The organism is Ferribacterium limneticum, assembly GCF_020510565.1.
Lineage (GTDB): Bacteria > Pseudomonadota > Gammaproteobacteria > Burkholderiales > Rhodocyclaceae > Azonexus > Azonexus limneticus_B.
Genome location: NZ_CP075189.1, coordinates 1,858,196 through 1,877,605 on the forward strand (window position 1 = coordinate 1,858,196; position 19,410 = coordinate 1,877,605).

Annotated in this window: 20 protein-coding genes; 4 read left to right on the forward strand and 16 right to left on the reverse strand. The window is 60.0% G+C overall.

Going from position 1 to position 19,410, the window contains the following annotated elements; all coding sequences use genetic code 11:
- Positions 1-9: 9 nt before the first annotated feature.
- Together KI610_RS08955 and KI610_RS08960 are read right to left on the reverse strand one after the other, a co-directional pair.
- Positions 10-1,251 (reverse strand): sensor domain-containing diguanylate cyclase, encoded by a 1,242-nt coding sequence (locus tag KI610_RS08955; RefSeq protein ID WP_226498298.1) that lies wholly within the window; start codon positions 1,249-1,251, stop codon positions 10-12.
- A complete protein-coding gene (locus tag KI610_RS08960; RefSeq protein WP_226498299.1) occupies positions 1,252-2,814 on the reverse strand; it encodes a CYTH and CHAD domain-containing protein in 1,563 nt (520 codons plus the stop codon). It lies immediately after the preceding gene.
- A gap of 226 nt (positions 2,815-3,040) precedes the next feature.
- Here KI610_RS08960 and KI610_RS08965 point away from each other — a divergent pair, with 226 nt between their 5' ends.
- The gene (locus tag KI610_RS08965) at positions 3,041-3,220 is read left to right on the forward strand and encodes a hypothetical protein (protein WP_226498300.1); all 180 of its coding nucleotides are present in this window, start codon (positions 3,041-3,043) and stop codon (positions 3,218-3,220) included.
- A gap of 122 nt (positions 3,221-3,342) precedes the next feature.
- On the opposite strand, the gene KI610_RS08970 is transcribed toward KI610_RS08965, so the two are convergent.
- Positions 3,343-3,669 carry a hypothetical protein gene (locus KI610_RS08970; RefSeq protein ID WP_226498301.1) on the reverse strand — a complete coding sequence of 109 codons (327 nt, stop codon included), beginning with the start codon at positions 3,667-3,669 and terminating at the stop codon, positions 3,343-3,345.
- A 318-nt stretch (positions 3,670-3,987) separates the two neighbouring features.
- Positions 3,988-4,461, reverse strand: coding sequence for a VF530 family protein (locus KI610_RS08975; RefSeq protein ID WP_226498302.1), 474 nt, complete (start codon positions 4,459-4,461; stop codon positions 3,988-3,990).
- Between the two features lie 131 nt (positions 4,462-4,592).
- Here KI610_RS08975 and KI610_RS08980 point away from each other — a divergent pair, with 131 nt between their 5' ends.
- On the forward strand, positions 4,593-5,942 hold the full coding sequence (locus KI610_RS08980; protein WP_226498303.1) for a (Fe-S)-binding protein: 1,350 nt from the start codon (positions 4,593-4,595) through the stop codon (positions 5,940-5,942).
- 83 nt (positions 5,943-6,025) lie between these two features.
- Here the strand turns inward: KI610_RS08980 and KI610_RS08985 are convergent, their stop codons facing one another.
- The 6 genes from KI610_RS08985 to KI610_RS09010 are packed head-to-tail and all read right to left on the reverse strand — an operon-like array spanning position 6,026 to position 10,639.
- On the reverse strand, positions 6,026-6,418 hold the full coding sequence (locus KI610_RS08985) for a NifB/NifX family molybdenum-iron cluster-binding protein (RefSeq protein WP_226498304.1): 393 nt from the start codon (positions 6,416-6,418) through the stop codon (positions 6,026-6,028).
- A 14-nt stretch (positions 6,419-6,432) separates the two neighbouring features.
- On the reverse strand, positions 6,433-7,287 hold the full coding sequence (gene modD, locus KI610_RS08990; protein ID WP_226498305.1) for a ModD protein: 855 nt from the start codon (positions 7,285-7,287) through the stop codon (positions 6,433-6,435).
- Complete coding sequence (modC, locus tag KI610_RS08995; RefSeq protein ID WP_226498306.1) at positions 7,284-8,354, reverse strand: molybdenum ABC transporter ATP-binding protein; 1,071 nt, start codon at positions 8,352-8,354, stop codon at positions 7,284-7,286. Before modC ends, modD begins: the two co-directional genes overlap by 4 nt.
- A 1-nt stretch (position 8,355) precedes the next feature.
- Positions 8,356-9,033, reverse strand: a complete 678-nt coding sequence (gene modB / locus KI610_RS09000) for a molybdate ABC transporter permease subunit (protein ID WP_226498307.1) — start codon at positions 9,031-9,033, stop codon at positions 8,356-8,358.
- 21 nt (positions 9,034-9,054) lie between these two features.
- Positions 9,055-9,801: a molybdate ABC transporter substrate-binding protein gene (modA, locus tag KI610_RS09005; protein WP_226498308.1), complete on the reverse strand. Its 747-nt coding sequence runs from the start codon at positions 9,799-9,801 to the stop codon at positions 9,055-9,057.
- A 19-nt stretch (positions 9,802-9,820) separates the two neighbouring features.
- The gene (locus KI610_RS09010; protein ID WP_226498309.1) at positions 9,821-10,639 is read right to left on the reverse strand and encodes a TOBE domain-containing protein; all 819 of its coding nucleotides are present in this window, start codon (positions 10,637-10,639) and stop codon (positions 9,821-9,823) included.
- A 202-nt stretch (positions 10,640-10,841) separates the two neighbouring features.
- Here KI610_RS09010 and KI610_RS09015 point away from each other — a divergent pair, with 202 nt between their 5' ends.
- A complete protein-coding gene (locus tag KI610_RS09015) occupies positions 10,842-11,270 on the forward strand; it encodes a TOBE domain-containing protein (RefSeq protein WP_226498310.1) in 429 nt (142 codons plus the stop codon).
- A gap of 232 nt (positions 11,271-11,502) precedes the next feature.
- On the opposite strand, the gene KI610_RS09020 is transcribed toward KI610_RS09015, so the two are convergent.
- The 4 genes from KI610_RS09020 to KI610_RS09035 all read right to left on the reverse strand — a co-directional run bounded on the left by KI610_RS09020 (position 11,503) and on the right by KI610_RS09035 (position 16,362).
- On the reverse strand, positions 11,503-13,635 hold the full coding sequence (locus KI610_RS09020; protein ID WP_226498311.1) for a TonB-dependent receptor: 2,133 nt from the start codon (positions 13,633-13,635) through the stop codon (positions 11,503-11,505).
- A 167-nt stretch (positions 13,636-13,802) separates the two neighbouring features.
- Positions 13,803-14,639, reverse strand: coding sequence for a tungsten ABC transporter permease (locus tag KI610_RS09025; protein ID WP_226498312.1), 837 nt, complete (start codon positions 14,637-14,639; stop codon positions 13,803-13,805).
- Positions 14,640-14,655: 16 nt separating this feature from the next.
- Positions 14,656-15,258 carry a globin domain-containing protein gene (locus KI610_RS09030; RefSeq protein WP_226498313.1) on the reverse strand — a complete coding sequence of 201 codons (603 nt, stop codon included), beginning with the start codon at positions 15,256-15,258 and terminating at the stop codon, positions 14,656-14,658.
- A 240-nt stretch (positions 15,259-15,498) separates the two neighbouring features.
- Positions 15,499-16,362 (reverse strand): PEP-CTERM sorting domain-containing protein, encoded by an 864-nt coding sequence (locus tag KI610_RS09035; protein ID WP_226498314.1) that lies wholly within the window; start codon positions 16,360-16,362, stop codon positions 15,499-15,501.
- Positions 16,363-16,608: 246 nt separating this feature from the next.
- Between KI610_RS09035 and KI610_RS09040 the strand changes: the two genes are divergently transcribed.
- On the forward strand, positions 16,609-16,752 hold the full coding sequence (locus KI610_RS09040; protein ID WP_226498315.1) for a hypothetical protein: 144 nt from the start codon (positions 16,609-16,611) through the stop codon (positions 16,750-16,752).
- 4 nt (positions 16,753-16,756) lie between these two features.
- Here the strand turns inward: KI610_RS09040 and KI610_RS09045 are convergent, their stop codons facing one another.
- The gene (locus KI610_RS09045) at positions 16,757-18,079 is read right to left on the reverse strand and encodes a di-heme oxidoreductase family protein (RefSeq protein ID WP_226498316.1); all 1,323 of its coding nucleotides are present in this window, start codon (positions 18,077-18,079) and stop codon (positions 16,757-16,759) included.
- A 2-nt stretch (positions 18,080-18,081) separates the two neighbouring features.
- Positions 18,082-19,404: an ABC transporter substrate-binding protein gene (locus tag KI610_RS09050; protein WP_226498317.1), complete on the reverse strand. Its 1,323-nt coding sequence runs from the start codon at positions 19,402-19,404 to the stop codon at positions 18,082-18,084.
- Positions 19,405-19,410 lie beyond the last annotated feature (6 nt).

A 19,410-nucleotide genomic window follows, 5' to 3' on the forward strand; every position in this document is an offset into this window, starting at 1 on the left:
GATGTTGTCTCAGCAGACGACTACTCTGTTTCGCCCTGAGGCTTTGGCCTGATAAAGCGCAGCATCCGCACGCTTGAGAAGACTTTCGGTCGTTTCTTCGTGCTGATGCTGGGCGACACCGATACTGACCGTGATGCGGGGTAATGTTGGAATCTGCATCTCGGTGACCGATTCCCTTAAGCATTCTGCAAGATGAGTCGCATTGCCAATGTCCGTTTGCGGCAGCAGGATGATGAACTCCTCCCCGCCCCAGCGACACACTGAGTCAGTCTCGCGAACCCGGTTCTCAAGGGTTCTTGCCAACAAGACGAGCACCTCATCGCCCTTGTCGTGGCCAAACTGGTCATTGATATTCTTGAAATGGTCGGCATCCAGAATCAAGACGCTGTAGTCCACATCATTGCGACGCTTCTGCTGCCGGGCCTTGTCCAGCGAATCGAGAAAGCGGCGTCGATTCCACAGGCCGGTCAACGGGTCGCGCGAGGCCGCGTATTCGAGTTCATTCTTGAGACGTTTCTGCTCGGTGACATCGTGAACGACGCACAGCATGAGCCGCTTGCCATCCATTTCCAACGGACTGGCATAGGTCTGCACATCGCGTAGGCTGCCATCCGCAAGGCGATGAACGAAATTGAGCGGTCGGTGGCCACCAGGCAATTTGGCCACCTCGCTCATGATGGGCAGTACCTGTCGGCCGAGCCCGTTGATTTCCCAGGTGTGTTTGCGGCAGAAGCCTTCCCGGGTGTAGCCGTAAAACCGGCATGCCGCCAGGTTGGCATCGACGATGAGGCCATCTGCCGCCGGGTCGATAAGTAGCATGGGGGCGCCATTTGCGTGAAATAGCTGGTCATAGAGACCGTGTTCGGCAATGTCGTAACGCTGAGACACAGGGGCCGACGGCAGGCTGGACAATATCCCTTCAACGAGGATGCGCTCGTTTTGCGGGTTCTGGTGAAGCAATGACAATTGGCAACTCAGCGGAACGGCCTCTCTATTCCGATGCAGCGTCCAGATTTCGATGATGGGTTCACGGGCGCGCAGTGCCGGCAGATAGGCGGCAAGGTGTTCTTCGGCGTGGGCTGAATGACTACCGTGGCGCAGCTCGTGCAGATCCGACGCGGCGGAAAGTCGTTCCGCCGCCTGGTTTGCAAAAACAACTTCATTGCCACGGCCCACGACAACCCACACTGGCGCAGTCAGCAAATCCAGCGCGCGATATTCGGGGGGCGGCGAAGCGGACGACTCACTCATCTATTCGACTTGCAGCTTGATTTCATGCTGCATGCGACGCCGAATCTCGGTCAGGCCCCGTCGCTCACATTCGGTACACCAAGGCTGACAGCGGCTCATGACCGACTCGGCAAGATGCAGGACATCGGCCAACATCGCTTGCGCCTGCGGGGTATGCCATGCGGCAACGGCGTCGCGGGTTTCTCGCGGGATTGCCGCTTGCCCTACCCAGTCCTGCATTCTCGAAAGCGCCACGTGGAAGTCGTTGATGAATCCGAATGCGTCCTGCAAGCCGGCAATCGCTTTGGCGTATTCCACCATCTCGTCGTTGTCGAACAGGGGCGCAAAGAACTCGCACGAGTAGCGCAGATGCTTCAGCGCGATGCGGAATCGATGGGCCCGCTCCGGCGTTGGCGCTTGGAGCGTCTTGGTGAGCCGTTTGACGGCGTTGCGGTGCAAGCCTGCGAGCTGCTTTTCGGCGAACCGGGGCAGGTTCTTCGGAAAATTATCGGTATCCAGGTCTTGCAAGTCGCGCGCGAACAAGAGGACGGGGCCGCCGTATTGGAGTTGTGCCAACTGCTCGATGGCTTCCTTCTTTGCCACATCCAACGCGGCAAGTGCGGCCTTGGCATGCAAGGCTATTTGCCGGTCGTCGCTCTGCAACATCGGTTCCACGATGCCTGAGCGCATCACATCCAGATCACGGACATCGCCGGTGATTTGTGACAGCGCTTTGACGCGTTTCGTCCATTGCGCGTGATAGCGCCCAGGCAAGGCTGGCTTGAAGACCTTGAGGAGGCTATTGAGGCGCCGCAGGGAAACGCGAAATTGATGCACGAACTCCTGGTCTTTCGAGGTCAGGGTGCCCAGGAGATTGGCTTGCCACATCTGCATGCCCTGGCTGGCCAGGAACCGGAAAGCCTCAGCCGAGTTTTGTTTGGCGCCAAGCGGGCTGGGGGAGGCTTTCTGAGGGCCGGAATCCTGGTTCAGGAATAACTGATAGCCACGCTCGGCCTTGCTGACATCATGTGGCACCAAGGGCAGGTGCGTCGATAAAGCTATTGCAAAATCGAGCAGGTCTTCCGGATTCCCCTGCGCCAGTTCGAGTTCCACTTCTGAAATCGGCAAGGAGCGGTTGCCCGAGGAAACTTGCCCGAAGTCGACCATGACCCAGATGGCAATCTTCTTCGAAATATCGATGCGCCAGGTTCGCCGCTCGAACGAGGTGGTGAACACGGGAACCAAGCTCGACTCCCGCTCCCTCAGGAAAGCCCGAACCTTGCGGGCATCGACGGCGCTGAAATCGAACGCGCCGGTATATGGAGTTTCCCACTCGGGGCGGGCCGATAGGCCGGCGACGGACTTGGCGGCGCATTTGACCGTTTGCAGTTGTTCCGTAGGCGTCGTGCGCAGCCGCAGCGCAATGCGTTCCTGATGCAGCGCCAAGTCTGGCGTGTCGTAGTAGGTGTTCTCGAGACGTTTGGCAGGGCCGGTTTCGACACCAGCCGCAATGAGGGGGTGAGTGCCAACGCCAGCAATAGCGTCGGGTGAGCAGTAGAGTTTCAGTTCAACTTCGGTGGCCATGGTGCTGCACGTGGAGTCAGGATGCTGCGGAGTCTATCGAAAGCCATAATTCGGCTCTACCTTGCGGCACCAAATTTGTGAATGGCCGGCGTTCTGTGGAACCCGCGGATTGGCTCCACGGCCGAGAGCACGGTAGAATTTCTCAAAACATAAAAGCCAAAACAAGAACAAGTCAGCCATTTTTGGTAGCTCGTCGTTGGCAAACATCACTTAGAGAGAGCAGCAAATGGACAATCTTCAGACGTCAAGTATCCCATCCCGTTCCACCGTTATTTCTGCACAATCGCAGCAGGAAGTCGCCGAAAAAACAGTCGCTCATTTGCTGGACGACAAGGCAGCGATGGAAGATTGGACGAACAACATCGAAAAAATCCGTCAGAAGGAATCTGTCGGCGCGACCAAGTAATCTTCGTAGAAGGCTTGCTTCTTGGGCCCACCTTGGCCGTTTGTAGTTGTTGCTTAAAAACGTGACATCGTGGGGGCATCTGTGACACTTGCACGTTGTCGTGCCCGGTGGGTTGCCGACGACTAACGGCGTCGTTCACACTTGACCTCCTCCTTGAATTCATCGCGCTTTACGTCCTGCTTGACGAGGCATGGTCCGTCACGAAATTCGGATTTCCACTCGCCTCGCCAGGGGGCGCCGAAGCCGTCCTTGCATTTAATCTCGCGCTTGAATTCATTGCGTTTCGACTCCGATTTTACCTGGCAAGGCCCATCCCAATATTCTGCCTTCCACTCATCCTGCCACCAGCGCTTGTCCCGCGGAGAGCGGTTGTCGTCGGCTTGAACCGTGGCCGCAGCGAAAAGAAAAGTAGCAAGCAAGAGGCAAATCTGAGCGGTTTTCGCCGACATGACAGAACTCGCGGATAGGTTTGGACGTTAGTGATGCTATGCCTGTCCAGGTTCGTTCTCAACTTTTGATGCCAAAGATAGTTTGCGCCAGCGACCCTTCCGCTCTCTATAGCTGTCATCGTCGAATGAATAAGCGCGGGGCTTCTTTTGCCGAACGTCGGCTACGGAGCAAGCTGACCCGCTGTAAAGGGCACAACTGAGCCGATCGCCCATCGCTTTTAATACGATCAGGCAGCGCTTGGCGTCATTTCAATTTTGGTCGTTTTTTCCGGTTGACCGTAGCAATCACGGATTGATGCTGCGCGCGATTCCCCGAATTCATTTTCTCCACTTCGCCCACGGGTCCGAATCGCTGGCTGAGGTGTTTGCACGGCTTGGCGTTCTCTTGACCGATGCGCCTCGCTGGCTTTTTTCCTGGTCGTGCTGGGCGGCTTTCTTGATGCGCTTTTCTCTCAATCGCTCGGCATCTTCGAGGCTCAATTCAGCGGGGGCGCCCGGTATTTGGTCCGGCGGCACGATCCGGTCCCGAGGCGGTAGTTCGAACTGCTGGTCAGAAGCGCGGGGAAGGCTTTTGAACTTGTACAGATAGAAGGCTTCGACCTTTTGGCGCGCCCAATCGGTCTTTTTGAGGTACTTGACGGCGGAATCGATGCTCGGGTTTTTGTTGAAGCAATTGATATTGAGATAGGCAAACAGGATCTCGAACCCGTAGTGATCGACGATTTCAACGAGCAGGTTTTTTAAACTGAGCCCGTGCAGCGGATTGTTCTGGTAATTGATCTCGTCGTTCATGCTGTTGCCTAACCATGGAATAAGGCCGGGATTATACCGATCACTGTCCCTGTTTCGGCCTTGTTGTCGCATTACTGACAGTCGCGATGCTTTGATTTTAAAGACTATTGCCGTGGCGCCGGTTTTGCTTCATGTCCACCATGAAAACCTTTCTCGACTGGTCGGCCTACGACACCTACGGCATGGGCGACGCCTATGCCGGCATTCCGGCAACCGGCGGCAATTACGCCAAGGCGGTTGCCGTCTGCATGAACAATCACCAGTGTCAGCGCGACGGCAAGGGCGTCATGTGCCCGAGCTACCGGATCACCGGCGATCCGGCGCATTCGACCGGGGCGCGGGTCAAGGCTTTCAAGGCGGCGCTGAATGGGGAATTCGGCGAGCAGCCGTTCATCCATCGAGATTTGGCGGCGGCGATGGACCTTTGCGTCTCCTGCAAGGGTTGCAAGAAGGAATGCCCGAGCTCGGTCGACATGACGCTGATCAAGACCGAATATCTGGCGCATCGCAACGACGAACTCGGCGTGCCGCGTCGGGCGAAGCTGTTCGGCGGCCTGCCGGAATGGCTGCATCGTTATCGTCGGCCGCTGGCTGCCTTGGTTCGCCTGCGCAATGCCTCGCCCTGGCTGGCCGGGCTGGTCGAGCGCAAGCTGGGGATTTCGGCCAAGCGGCCGATTCCCGAGATCGTCAGCCAGCCGGTTTTCGCCGAAAGCACGGAATCCCACGGTCAACGGGGAAAAGTGGCCCTTTTTGTCGACACCTTCACCCACTACTACACGCCCGAAGTGGCCGAGGCAGCCACCGCCGTGCTGACGGCGGGCGGCTATGCCGTCGAGGTGCTGCGCCCGGCAACCGACGATGCCGAGCCGGAACGCCCCTTGTGCTGCGGCCGCACCTATCTGTCGCAAGGCATGGTCGATGCCGCCAAGCTCGAAGGCCAGCGCGTGATGGCCGCGCTGGCGCCCGCCCTGGCCGCCGGGACGCCGATTGTCGGGCTGGAGCCGTCGTGTCTGCTGGCCTTGCGCGATGAGTTCTACAGCCTGTCGCTCGGCCCGGAGGTCGGGCAACTCGGCAAGCAGGCTTTCCTGTTCGAGGAATTCCTCATGCGCGAGGGCAACAAGGGCTTGAAGCTCGACCTCAAGCCGATTCCCGGCGGCAAGGCGGTGGTGCATGGCCATTGCCACCAGAAGGCTTTCGGGGCGATGAAGTCGATGAAAAAAGTGCTCGGCTGGATACCGGAATTCGAGTTCGAGATCGTCGATGCCAGTTGTTGCGGCATGTCCGGCAGCTTCGGGCTGGAGTCGGAACACTATGAGGCTTCGGTGAAGATGGGCGAACTGGCGCTTCTGCCTGCGGTTCGCTCAGCGCCGGTGGATGCGACGATTGTGGCGGATGGATTTTCGTGTCGGCATCAGATCAAGGATGGGACTGGGCGGGATGCGGTGCATGTGGCTGTGTTGCTGGCGCGGGCGCTGGTTTGAGGCTTAGATTCGTCACTCCCGCGGAGGCGGGAGTCCAGTGAGGAGCTGGATTCCCGCCTCCGCGGGAATGACGGCGGCTTTTCTCAATGCCGTGAAAACAAATCGCGCACCTTGCACAGCGCCGTCGTGATGTCGAAGCGCTGATCGGGCAGGGCTTCGCCGGCCAGGATGCGGGTGATGGCGAGGGCAGGGTCGGTTTCGCCGGTGAGCAGAACTTCGGTGCCGCGTTTTTTCATGTGCCGGATGAAGCCATCGCCGGCGCTGGCCGCTACCATGAGGTCGATGCCGTCAAGCGGGTGCGCTTCGTTGTCCTCGAAGACGTGGAGCACTTGCTCTTTCTCCAGATTGACCCGGCGCGGGGCGGGCAGCAACTGGTTGGAACGGTGATCGGTCAGGTCGTAAACCAGCCATTGTCGGGTTTGCCCCGCATGGCTGCTGACGGTTTCGAAGTCCTTGGTGGCGATGGCGATTTTCATGGCGAGCGGCGTCTTTACAGGGCTGTCAGCGTGACCGCCACGTCGCGTGGCGGCGAGAAGTACGGGGCGGAGGTGACCAGAATGTCGGCCCCGGCCCGCGCATAATCTTCTGCATTAGCAGAATTTATGCCGCCTGCCGCCGCGATGCGCGTGTGCGAGGATTTCGGAATCAGCCCTTTTATCCGGTTGACCGTGGCAACCGGCATTTTTTCCAGTTGCAGGATGTCGGCACCGGCCTCTTGCCAGCACAAGGCTTCCGCCTCGTCGCCGACCTCGACGACGATGGCGCGTTCCGGCCAGGCGCGGCGCAGGCGTTGCACGGTGGCGCGTGGCGCTTCGTTGCCGAGAAAGGCCCGGTGTTCGGCGAAGACGAGCAGCGTTTCCGACAGGCTCAGGCGATGCGGGCTGGCGCCGCCGGCCAGGATGGCCTTGATGGCGGCGGCCTTGGTGCCAGGGAAGTTCTTGCGCGTGCAGGCAATGCCGATGTCCGGGTTGGCGCTGCGGGCGGCGGCGACAATCTCGGCCGTGCTGCTGGCGATGCCCGACAGGTATTCCATGAGGGTCTGCGCCGTTTTCCACACTTTGTGTAGGCCGGCAGCGTGGCCTTCTAGCATTAGGATGGTTTCGCCGGCAGCGAGCCGGCTACCGCTGGCGACGACGTTGCCGATGCTGCGCAGACCGTGCAGTTCGCCCATGCGCCGGGCTTCTTCGCTGGCGCAGGCGACAATGGCCTGGCGGGCGCGAAAGACGAGGCGGCCGGGCTGGTCGCCAATGCCGAGGGAAAAGGTCGTCGCGTCGCCGCAGGGAACGTCTTCGTCGAGCAGCCGTTCGAGCTCGCTGTCGGGCAGGGTGTAGGGATTAGTCATCATTCCATCAGGGCCACGGATTTGATTTGAACACTGACCGGCAGGCCCGGTGCGATGCCAAGCTGGGCGGCCGAACGGCGGGTCAGGCGGGCAACCAGCTGGCTGGCGCCGATCTGGACGCGGACCAGCAGCAGGCCGGGATGGTCGTCGGCAGCCATCGATTCGACCGTGCCGTCGAGGACGTTCTGGATGCTGCTTGGCTCCGGGTGGTGCACGGCCAGACTGACGTCGCGGGCCAGCACACGAACGCGTACGTGCTTGCCGGTCGGAACGCCGCGATCCCGCGTCCACAGGCTGCCGCCAGCGAAATCGACGCGGGCCAGATGCCATTCGGCATCGACCTCGCCGACCGTCGCATCAAGCACGACGCCGACGTCCTCGCCGAGCCGGATCGGCAGGTCGAGGCGGGCCAGCGTTTCGACCAGCGGTCCGTCGGCGACGACCCGGCCGCCGTCCATGGCGACGATGTGATCGGCCAGGCGGGCGACTTCGTCGGGCGAGTGGCTGACGTAAATAACGGGGATGGCCAGTTCGTCGTGCAGGCGTTCGAGATAGGGCAGGATTTCCTGTTTGCGCTTGAGGTCGAGCGCCGCCAGCGGTTCGTCCATGAGCAGGATTTCCGGACCGACGGCCAGCGCCCGGGCGATGCCGACACGCTGGCGTTCGCCGCCGGACAGCGTGTCCGGCTTGCGGGCTAGCAGGTGGCCGATGCCGAGCAGTTCGATGGCCTGTTCCAGCCCGACGCGCTGCGCCGTGGCGCTGCGTTTCAGGCCGAAATTCAGGTTGCCGAGGACATTGAGATGGGCGAACAGGCTGGCTTCCTGGAAGACGTAGCCGATTGGCCGCTGATGCGTCGGCAGCCAGGTATTTTCGTCCTGCCAGATTTTGCCCTTGAATTCGAGTCGACCGTGGGAAGGTCTTTCCAGCCCGGCCAGGCAGCGCAAAAGCGTCGTTTTTCCCGAGCCGGAATGGCCGAACAGTGCGGTGACGCCGCGGCCGGGCAGGGCGAGGTCGACATCGAGCGTGAAGCCGGGCCAGTCGAGTTTGAAACGGGCGTTGATGCTGTCCATCTCAGTCTCCCTTCGCCGGCTTGGGACGGCGGACGTACATGGCGAGCAGCACCGTGAAGGAGAAAATCAGCATGACGGCGGCCAGGCGGTGGGCGTCGGCGTATTCCATGGCCTCGACGTGGTCGTAGATCTGCACCGAGGCGACGCGGGTGACGCCGGGAATGTTGCCGCCGATCATGAGCACGACGCCGAATTCGCCGACGGTGTGGGCAAAGGTCAGCACGCCAGCAGTGATGAAACCCGGTTTAGCCAGCGGCAGGACGACCGAAAAGAAAGTGTCGAGCGGCGAAGCGCGCAAGGTCGCAGCGACTTCGAGCGGCCGCTCGCCGATGCCTTCAAAGGCGTTTTGTAGCGGCTGCACCATGAAGGGCAACGAGTAAAACGACGAGGCGACGACCAGACCCCAGAAGGTGAAGGGCAACACGCCGAGGCCGAGCGAGGCGGTCAGCTGGCCGACCGGCCCGTGCGGCCCCATGGCCAGCAGCAGATAGAAACCGAGCACCGAGGGTGGCAGCACCAGTGGCAGGGCAACGACGGCGCCGAGCGGCCCCTTCCACCTCGAACGGCTGCGCGCCAGCAGCCAGGCGATGGGGGTGCCGACGAGGAGCAGGATCAGGGTCGTGATCCCGGCCAGTCGCGTGGTCAGCCAGATGGCCTGGAGGTCGCTGTCTGTCAGCATGGTGCCCGGAGTTTTGTTGGATTAGCGCAGTTCGTAGCCGAAGGACTTTATCACCGCCTGAGCCTTCTCGCCCTTGAGGAAGTTCATCAGCGCAATGGCGGCTGGCTTGTCCTTGCCCTTGGCGAGAATCACCGCATCCTGGCGGATCGGGTCGTAGAGGTTGCCCGGAACGAGCCAGCCCGAACCCGAGCCGACGGCGCCGTTCTTGATGACCTGCGAATAGGCGACGAAGCCGAGCTCGGCGGCGCCCGTCGAAATGAACTGATGCGTTTGCGAAATGTTTTCGCCCTGGACGATCAGCGGCTTGATGTTGTCGGCGACGCCGAGCTTGCTCATGACCTGCATGCCGGCCGCGCCGTAGGGGGCTGTTTTCGGGTTGGCCAGCGAGAGGTGCTTGAAGCCACCCTTCTTGAGTACCTCGCCCTTGGCGTCGACCAGCTTGGCATCGGCCGACCACAGAACCAGTTTGCCGATGGCGTAGGTGAAGGGTGTGCCGGCCACGGCGTTGCCTTCCTTGACCAGCTTGGCCGGCGTTTCGTCATCGGCGGCGAGCAGGACCTGGAACGGCGCACCGTTGGCGATCTGGGCGTAGAACTTGCCGGTGGAGCCAAAGGACAGATTGGTCTTGTGGCCAGTGTCGCGCTCGAAGAGCACGGAAATGACCTGCATCGGGCCGGTGAAGTTGGCGGCGACGGCGACCTGGACTTCATCGGCGTGGGCCGTGGCGATGGACAGCAGGGAGAGGATGAGGGTGCTCAGGCGTTTCATGACGGGGCTCCAGAGGCGATTAGGAATACTTGCAAAGAATGACCGACGAGGCCTTGAACACGGCGCAGGCCTGCTCGCCAACAGTCAGGCCGAGCTTTTCGACGCTGTCGTGGGTGACGACGGCGCAGACCGATTTGCCGCTCTTCATGCTCAGCGTTATTTCGGCATTGACCGGGCCGTCGTGGATGCGGGTAATTTCGCCCCACAGGTGATTGCGGGCGCTGGTTTTGACGCTCGGGTCATTGAGCAGGAGCACCGACGACGACTTGACCAGGGCGCTGATTTCCATGCCGATGGTCAGGCCAAGGTTCTCGGCTGAATCGCCGGTAATGACGGCGACAATTTCGTTTTCATCGTCGAGCTTGATGCGCACTTCGAAATCGACATGCCCCTCGCGCAGGCCGACGACGTGACCGACGAACTGGTTGCGGGCGCTGGTTTTCATCGACATGCGCTTGAGCAGCTTGCTGAACTGCTTGAAATCGCTCGCTTCGCCGTCGTTCATGCTGGCTTGCAGGCGTTCCAGCGCCGCCTGGTATTCAGCCTCCAGCGCGCGGTAGAGGGCGATGGTCTTGCGACCGTGCTCGGTGAGTAGCGTGCCTCCGCCGTTCTTGCCGCCGGTCGAGCGGACGACCAGCGGCTGGTCGGCCAGGTTGTTCATGGCATCGACGGCATCCCAGGCGGCCTTGTACGAGATGGGTACGGCTTTTGCTGCCTGGGAGATCGAACCATGCTGGTCGATGGCTTCAAGCAGGCGGATGCGAGTGTCGCCGAGAAAGGTGCCGAATTCGGTATCGACTTCCAGTTTGCCACGCAGGCGGTGCAGGATGGTGTCCATGATTTCGTGATGTTTAAGTTTATATAGCGGTTACTATAACTCAGGTTGTGGTGCTTGAAATGTCCGTAAAATAGTCTGCCGTTGTGGTTGTAATGACAAGACGGCAGGGGCTAGAGTGTAGGCAACCCGACGAAAAAGCGTTAGTTGTTAATGTATATAGCGAAAAGCGGGCCAGTCACCTCAACTCAGCAAGGAGAACAGCATGAATGTCAGCGCACGCAATGTATTCAAGGGGAAAATCACCGCTTTGGTCGACGGTGCGGTCAATGCCGAAGTCGAAGTCACCATGCCGGGTGGCGACAAAATTGTCGCAATCGTGACAGAAGGCAGCGTCAAGTCGCTCGGTCTGGCGGTCGGCAAGGAAGCGGTCGCCTACGTCAAGGCGCCGTGGGTGATGCTGCTGGCCGGCCCGGCCAACGTGAAATTCTCGGCCCGCAATCAGCTGGCCGGAAAAGTCGGCAAGCTGCAAAAAGGCGCCGTGAATACCGAGGTGGCCGTCACCTTGCCGGGCGGCACGACGGTCTACTCCGTGGTGACCAACGAGGCGGTCATGGAACTGGGCCTGAAAGAGGGCAGCGAAGCCTCGGCCCTGATCAAGGCCAGCCACGTCATTCTGGGCATTCCGGCCTGATTGCCTGACTCAGACAGCAAAAAGGCGGTCGTTTGACCGCCTTTTTGTTGCGTCCGGTTTGGAACGGCGGATTTCAATTTTGGCCATTTTTTCCGGTAGACCGTAGGAATCCGAAAGCTGTTCTGGGCGGTGCGGAATATCATCCGATTACCCATCGTTTCTCATCGACGCTAACCAGCGAATATCTGGCGTAAATCATCGGCTCAAGCCCGACAGGTTGCTAGAGGCACATCTAAAACCTGATCGTGACTCCAACCTCCGCATACCGACCAGGCGCGGCAAGGTATGCCGCTGGGTAATATTGATGATTAAGCAGGTTTTGAACCTTAACGTAGTAATCATTATTGCCGAGCTTTTTGTTGATCTTCAAATCAACGAGATAGTAGCCCGGTAAATCCCGGGTTCCCCAATATGTAGAGACACCAGCAATTACGTTGCTATAGTTTCCATCGCTGCTGCCATTACCACTGCCCTGACTGTACATGCTTCTCACCGGCCCAACATGGTTTACCGTCAGGTTTGCAGTGAGGCCGTTATTGGTGAAATTGAGCCCGTAAGAGAACTTGCGACGCGGAATATCGCTTACCTGAGTACCCATCAATTTGTCATAGGCATTCGTATAAGAGTAGTTGACGAATCCCTTGATACTCTCCCCCACTTTTTGGCTGACTTCCGCCTCGAAGCCGCGCATTTCAACCTCGGGAATATTGAAATACTGGGTGTGCCCACCGCCGGCGCCGGCGCCTTTAATCATGTCGGTAATATGTCTGTTGAAACAGGTGATACCCACGCCAAGCCCGAAGCTTGTTGCGGCCTCCAGCCCCAATTCACGGTTAAGCCCGCGTTCAGGTAAGACTTCTGTACCGTAATACGGTAGCGGTAGCTGAACCACCGAGGCCGTTAGTGGGGCAGATCTCTCCATAGCGGTAGGTGCTCTGAAGCTCTTTCCTACTGATGCACGCAGCGCAATATTTTCGATTGGCCTGAAATTCAACGCCAGAACCGGATCGTTGGATGAATATTCGCCGATTTGCTCATGGCTGGCCGGTTTGGTCCATGTTACGTTCTTTACGACGAGATGATCATTAACCGTGTTATGCCTGTAGCCCACGCTTACATCGAGTTGGCTGCCGAGATTAAATACGGCTTGCATAAAATAACTGCTACCGGAGTAGTTATAGTCACCACGTGCATATTTAGTCAGGGAAGAATCCTGAGGGGTTATCTCCACTAAACTTCTTGTTTCATTGGAATAACCCCAGGTCACGGTTACTGATTTGCCGGTTCTAATCGTATGCTGCAATTCATAGCCATTTGTACTGCCATCCCAATCCACACTTTGGAAATTGAACAAAGGGGCAGAACCTTGTGTTGTCAGCAGACTCTTCAACTCGGACCGATAAACCTTCAAGCTGATATCGTTATTTTCGTTCAGATTGTGGTTATATACGGAACCAAGGTATGACTCCTTAATAGGCTCATATGCCCAGTTATAAGTAGCAGCAGCAGGGGAACCTGTCCCTCCGCCGCCAAAATAGTTGTTTTGTGCGGTAAGCCCGCTACCCCCGCCAGGATATGTCAAACGGGTCGTTTCGTTATAACGATTCGGTAGTTGTCTAGTCGTGTCTGAATACGAGCCAAACACGGTAAGAGTGGCTGCCGGATTGATATCCCATACCAGCTTCCCATTGAAGTATTGCGCTTCTTCGGCGGTATTTTTCTTATAGCCGCCAACATGGTTTGGGTTGTCGTTGTAACCATCCGTATTGCTCTTCTTTGCGCCAAAGTAGTAGCTGACATCTCCGACGCTTCCGCCCAACGAAAGAGAATACGTTTCCGTACCCCAACTTCCCATGGACAGGCCCAGCGCGCCGGAAGTTTTCCCCGAAGGGTTTTTCGTGGTGATGAATATCACCCCACCGGGTGCATTCGTACCGTAAATGACGGGAACAGGCCCCTTGAATATCTCAATCCTCTCGATATTGTCGGTGGGTATTATCGATAAATCCCTTCTTGCGTCGCCATCACCGTTAAGCATCACGCCGTCAATAATTACCTTGGTGCTGTTGGCATCGCTGCCGCGAATCTGGGCAACCTTCCTACCCTTCACATTGCTACCGGTCACATACAGGCCTGCCACGTCTTTCAAGGCCTCATCCACGGTTTGAGCCCCTTTGGCCTTGATTTCAGCCTCCGTGACAACCGTCATTTTCACGGGAATTTTGAGCGGATTAATCCTTTCACCGGTGACCACGACTTCGCCAAGCGTCGTATCACCAGCAACCACGTTGCCTTCCGCCACGGCGGGCAAGGCAACGGTGGAAGCCAACAGACCCGAAAAAAAACGAAGCTTATTGCGTTTCACGAAAGTGCTCTCTAGGCGTATTTGGTATCTATTCGGGTGTGGTAACAAAGCCGATGCGCGTCAGTCCCAGGCGAGAGCCTTGGGCCATGGCCTGTGCGATGCGCTCTTAGGGGATCTGCCGGTCGGCGTGGCGGAGAGCATCGCTGTTTGGAAGACCAGAACGGAATTCACGGCCGCACCGGAAGCGGAAACACCCAGGGGCCGCCGGCTTCCTTGTCGGCAGTCGCCAGATCGGCCTGGCCACGCGGGCTGACGAGGTAATTGGCAAGGCGCTGAGCGAGCTTGCGGCGTAGAGGGCTCGCCGGATGCAGCGGCCCCGGCTCAACCACCACATAGACACGACGCATGGCCGGGTCACCCTTGAGCAGCACCGCCATGCCCTCGCTCGGCATCTTCCCGAAGGCCACCGGAATATGGCCGACCACCGCATAGCCACCCTTGTCAGCCGCCGAGCGCAACACCTGCTGCGGCGACTCGGCATCGTCGTACAACTGCTGGCGCGGCCCCGGGCGCAAACCGAGGGTGCGGAACAAGCCATGGACGATGGCGAAGCTGCCGACGTCACGGAAGCCGATCAGGGGCGCGTCAGCGCCAACGATGCGGCGCAGGGCCTCAGCGGCCCCCGGGGCACCGGCCACCCCGGCCGGATCATCTTTTGGCCCGACGATCACATGCTCATTCATGGCCCAGGCCCGCAGCGGCGCCGCCAGACCGGCCGCTAGGAGGCCATAGGTCTCGTCGCTGCCATGAATCAGCAGCAGATCGGCCTCGCCTTTGCGAAAGACTGGCACCACGCCTTCTTTGGGCGCGGCGGCCACGGTCTCGATCCTAAGGCCGGTCGCCTTGCCGGCACGCTCGGCGAGGGCGGGCCAGACACCCGAAAGCACCAGCCCTCCCACCACGGCCACTTTCACCTGAGCCCCACCGGCCTCGCCCTGCGCTGCCTCGCACGTCACCACACCGATCGCCAACAGGATGGCAAGATAGCTGCGCCAAAATTTCATGGTCTAACCTCTTTTTTTAGGAATGAAATGGGGCGCCAAAGCGCACCCGCGCCATGGCGTAAGGCAAGTGGGCTGGCTGGGCCTTGGTGGTGCGGCGGTTGATCATGCGCACGGTGAAAGCCTCCATCCAGGCCCAGTATTCCTCATGCAGTTCTTGCTGAAAGCCCGTTTCAGCCATGGCCTGAAGCAGTTTTGCCAGCCAGGTCTCCCGTGCAGCTTCGTCGATGCTGAAGGGGAAGTGACGGGTACGCATGCAGGTGTTGCCGTGGACTGGCGTAAACGCCGCCGGGCCGCCGCACACTTCCACCACGTAGTCGGCGATCCGTTCCACCAGATTGGTGAAGGCGGCGTCGTCAGCGGCAAACAAGTGGCCGATTTCACTCTTCCGCAGCAAGGCGTGATGATGACGTACCAGTTCGCGCAACGCTCCCGGACCGGCCACGGATAGGACGCGAGCGGAAGGAAACGGCACCTCTGGCATTTCCATTTCGTGGCTGGCCGGTACACGACGCCCCACCTCGGGCTTGGCACTGATAGCGGCTCCGTGGCCGCCACAGCCACAGACATGAGGAACGGCGTTGGGCACCGGATCTAGCGACGCAGGCAGGCCTTGGCACATATTGAATCTCCTTGGATGGATGGCAGTGAATGAACGGAAGATGGAACGGGATTCCTCTGCCGAAGGGCGGGACGCACCTGTTCGGCATACAGAAAATGGGGCTGACACTACCGCTCTTCGTTATCGCCGCCCGCGCCGACGAAACCGCAAAAATCCCCGCCGAAGCGGGGAAATGGAGAGGGAAGAGACGGCGTTTCAAATTTGGCCTGGAATGGCCGCGCAGGCCACCAGGCGCAAACCTTATACCGACTGGCGACGCCGCCGGGCAACCGCACCGAGCAGACCGAGGCCGGCGAGGAACATGGCGTAGGTTTCGGGTTCGGGTACCGGGGCAGCGACCACGTCGAAGCTGAGGGTGGGGAGTGCCTGCCCCTGGCCGCCGGTGAAGATGATCATCCCGAGGGTGTCGCTGGTGCCCATCAGGTAGAGCGAGATCGCCTTGTCGCCGGATGCGGAGGCACTCAGGATGTCTTGTACGAAGCTGCCTTGCTCACTCAGTGAGTAGCTGAGCCCAACGTAGCCTGTGGTGCCAACCCGGGTAAACGTTTCCGAGCCTAGCAGGGAAGATGTGCCTGCCCAAACATCGAGATCCGTCTGATTGGACGCGTAGATCGGATTCAGTTGTTTGTCGGTGGGCGTGCCTGCGGATTGATACCAGTTGTCGTTCTCCACCCAAAGGATGTCGAACGTGCCCGTACCTACACCAAAGCGCGAGTTGTTCTGCCTGGCGTAGGAGGAACTAAAACTCAGCGTGACGTTATCAACCGTCCAGTTGCCGGCGCCATAAGAGGCATTCAGCGAGTCGACCGTACTGCCAATGTCAAAGTGGAAAGCTTCGTTAGAAGGTGTAGAGAAGCCCCCCGTATTGTTGATGGCCAGACCGCCCTGGACGCCACCGGCGCCACCCGCCCAACCCCAGCCATCTTGCGCCGTGGTGTAGACGGGAAAGACCATGTCGCTCCAGTAAGTACCGGATCCGCCGGCTCCCCCGCTGCCGCCGATGCTTGAACTGACATGCGTCAATACGGTGGTATCGGCGTGTGCGGCCATCGGGAGTATCAGCGCCCCTAGTGTCGCGATAACGACCTTCTTTACGTGATTCATTCGCGTACCCTCAAAAAAAATTAAAAAGTCAGAAAAATGGTGCCGGGTTGCGACGCCAACTGCTCGTCATAACTCCCCGCTACTCAGGGAACGCAATATATATGCCAATATATAACGCATTGTCTAATCCGATTTCGGGAGGCGGCTTGTAGTCAAGTTTCATTTGATATCCTTATAGCAATGATTGTTGCAGGATTTGCACCTTGGTTTGATACCGCAATTGCGTGGATTTGATTGCCGTATTTGATGCGTTATAAAGTTGACAATATATCGACATTTGGAGGCTATGCGACAAAACTTGGTCAAGAGGAAGAATTCGGCTGGTCAACGTCAATGAGATTTGGCGGTCAAGCTGGCGCGATTCCGCACAAGCGTTCTGCTGGCGAATGAAGGCTCAAAGCGACTCAAGAAAGGCAAGTAGCTCACGGCGAGCCGCCGGTGGTGCCGCGACATAGCGCTGGCGGGCAGTGCGCGCCTCGCCGCCGTGCCAGAGAATGGCTTCCTGCAGATTGCGGGCGCGGCCGTCGTGCAGGTACTGGCTGTGCTCGTTGACCTGCGGTACGAGGCCGATGCCCCAGAGCGGCGGGGTGCGCCATTCGCGGCCGTTGGCCTGGAAATTCGGCCGGTCGTCGGCCAGGCCCTTGCCCATGTCGTGAATCAACAGGTCGGTGTAGGGCGCGATCTGGCGGTTGGCGGTGAGCGGGAAACGCGGGCTCGGGCCGGTCTGCAGTTCGTGCCGATGGCAACTGGCGCAGCCGAGGCTGGCGAATTGCCGTTCGCCGGCGCGGACTTGCGGGTCGTCGGCCTTGCGCCGGGGTGGTGCCGCGATGTTGGCGAGATAGAACTCGATGGCATCGAGGTCGCTATTGCTCATCTCCGGATGGCCGGCCGAAGGCGCTTTCTGGCAGGCTTTCTGCACCGGCGTGCAGTTCTCGTCGGGGAACAGCGTCGTGGTGATGCCGAGATCGCCGACCATGGCGCCGGCGATCTGCTGACGCAGGTTGGGCTGGTTCGACTTGAAGCCGAAACGGCCGACGACCGTCTGTTTTGCGGCGGCATCCCAGACCCGGTTGAGCCGGCCGCGCACGCCGTCGGCCTTGGCTTCAGCGGCCATGGCGACGAGCGTCTTTTCGGGGACGGCCTCAAGCAGGCCGAGGCCGTAGACCGGCTGCCCGATGCGGGGCGAGAACAGCACCTTGCCAATCGGGCCGTAGGCCAGGTCCACGAAATCGATGCGCGGCCGACGCAGGCTGACTTTTTCGCCACCGGCCAGGGTCACCGGTTTTGTCTCGATCCAGCTCAGCGCTGCGCGACCTTCGCCGGGGACGCCGGCGATGCCTTCCTCGTTGAGCTGGCCGCCATAGGCCGGATGCGCCTTTGGCCCGCCATCCGCCGCCTTGCCGGGAACCGACAGGCGGACGAGCATCGACAGCATGCGTTCGTCCGGGCCGTCCGGTGAGCGGCCGCGGCCGTTTTTCTGGTGGCAGGAGATGCAGGCCAGGCGGTTGTAGAGCGGGCCGAGGCCGGCGGCGCTATCCTCGGCCGGGGCAACGACCCAGCTCTGGCGGAACAGGCTGCGGCCACGGAAGAAGGCTTCGCGGTCAGTATCGGCAAGGCCAGGCAGCGGCTGGGTATAGGCTTCGCGCAGGGCATCGTCGGCCTGCGTGGGCAAAATGCCGGCGAGCAGCAACAAGGCGGCGAGTAATTGGCATCGCATGCTCAGGCTCCCTGCGCGGCAAGCAATCTGACGACGCTGGCGCGGCGGGATTGGCTGGCGGCTTGCCATTGTCGTTCGAGATCGCCGGCTTCCGGGTTGGCGCCTTCGAGGCGAGTGCGGAAGGGGCGTTGCAACGCCGGGGCGGAGGCCTCTTCCTGCGAGATGAGCGGCGCTTCGAGCAGTCGTCTGGCAGCGCCGACGTCCTTGCCGGCAGCTTCGGCCCGGTGGATGCGTTGCCACAGGCCGACCAGCTCTGCGTGGTCGCGAATCAGCGTTTGCTCGAACAGCGCGGCAACGACGTTGAGCCGGTTGCGTGTCGCTTCGCCGTCGTAGTCGAAAACGCCCTGCTCGGCGGCCTGGAAGGGATTGAAGTAATCAGCCGGCAGCTTGGCGTAGACCGCAGGGCGCACCGGCATCTTGTGAATGTCGGCGTGGGTGATGATGCGCTGTCCGGTCTCGGACAGCACGAAGCTGGCAAAGGCGCGGGCGCCGGCCGGGTTGGTGGCGCGTTTGGTTATCGCGATGTGGGCCGGGTTGATGCCGCTGTGTTTCGGGTAGGCGAAGCGCAACGGCGCACCATTGGCAATGGCCGAGGCGGCGAAGAAATCGATGGTCAGCCCGAGGGCCTGGCGACCGCTGGCCACCTCGTCGGTGACGAAGGTCGAGCCGCGTTCGGTCAGGCTGCCGGCATTGCCGGCGATGGCGCTCCACACGGCCCAGCCTTTGTCCCAGCCGTAGGCTTGTAGCACGATGTCGACCATGACCGGCGCGAAACCGACGCGAGCCGGGTTGGGCAGCACGATGTTGCCGGCGTAGCCGGGCTGGGTCAGATCCGTCCAGTCGGTTGGCGGCTTGAGTTGCTGGCGGGCCAGGGCGTTCGGATTGACGATAAAACCGTAGCCGGCCATTTCGGTGACAGTGTAGAAACCGTCGGCGTCGCGTAGGCCGGCTTTGCCGATGCGTTCGGGCAGGCCGGCGAGATCGATGCCGAGCGGCTGCCAGGCGCCGTCGCTGGCGAGTGCCGCGAAATTGCGCGGCGAGGCGCTCCAATAAACGTCGATGCCGCCCTGGCTCGGCTGGCGCAGCACGGCCTGGGCTTCATGTGGCATTTTCCAGACCAGCTGCAGCTTGTATTGCGGCCAGGCTTTTTCGAAGGCAGCTTCAAAACGCGAGAAGACTTCATCGTTGTAGCTGGTCAGGACAACGACGGGCTTGCGTTCGCGCGGGGTGGCGGCACGCAACGGGCTTGCTGCCAACGATGCGGCGGCGCCGAGGCCGAGCAAAAGGCGACGACGGGAACTGTGGCAGGACGGGCTGTTTTTCATGCTATT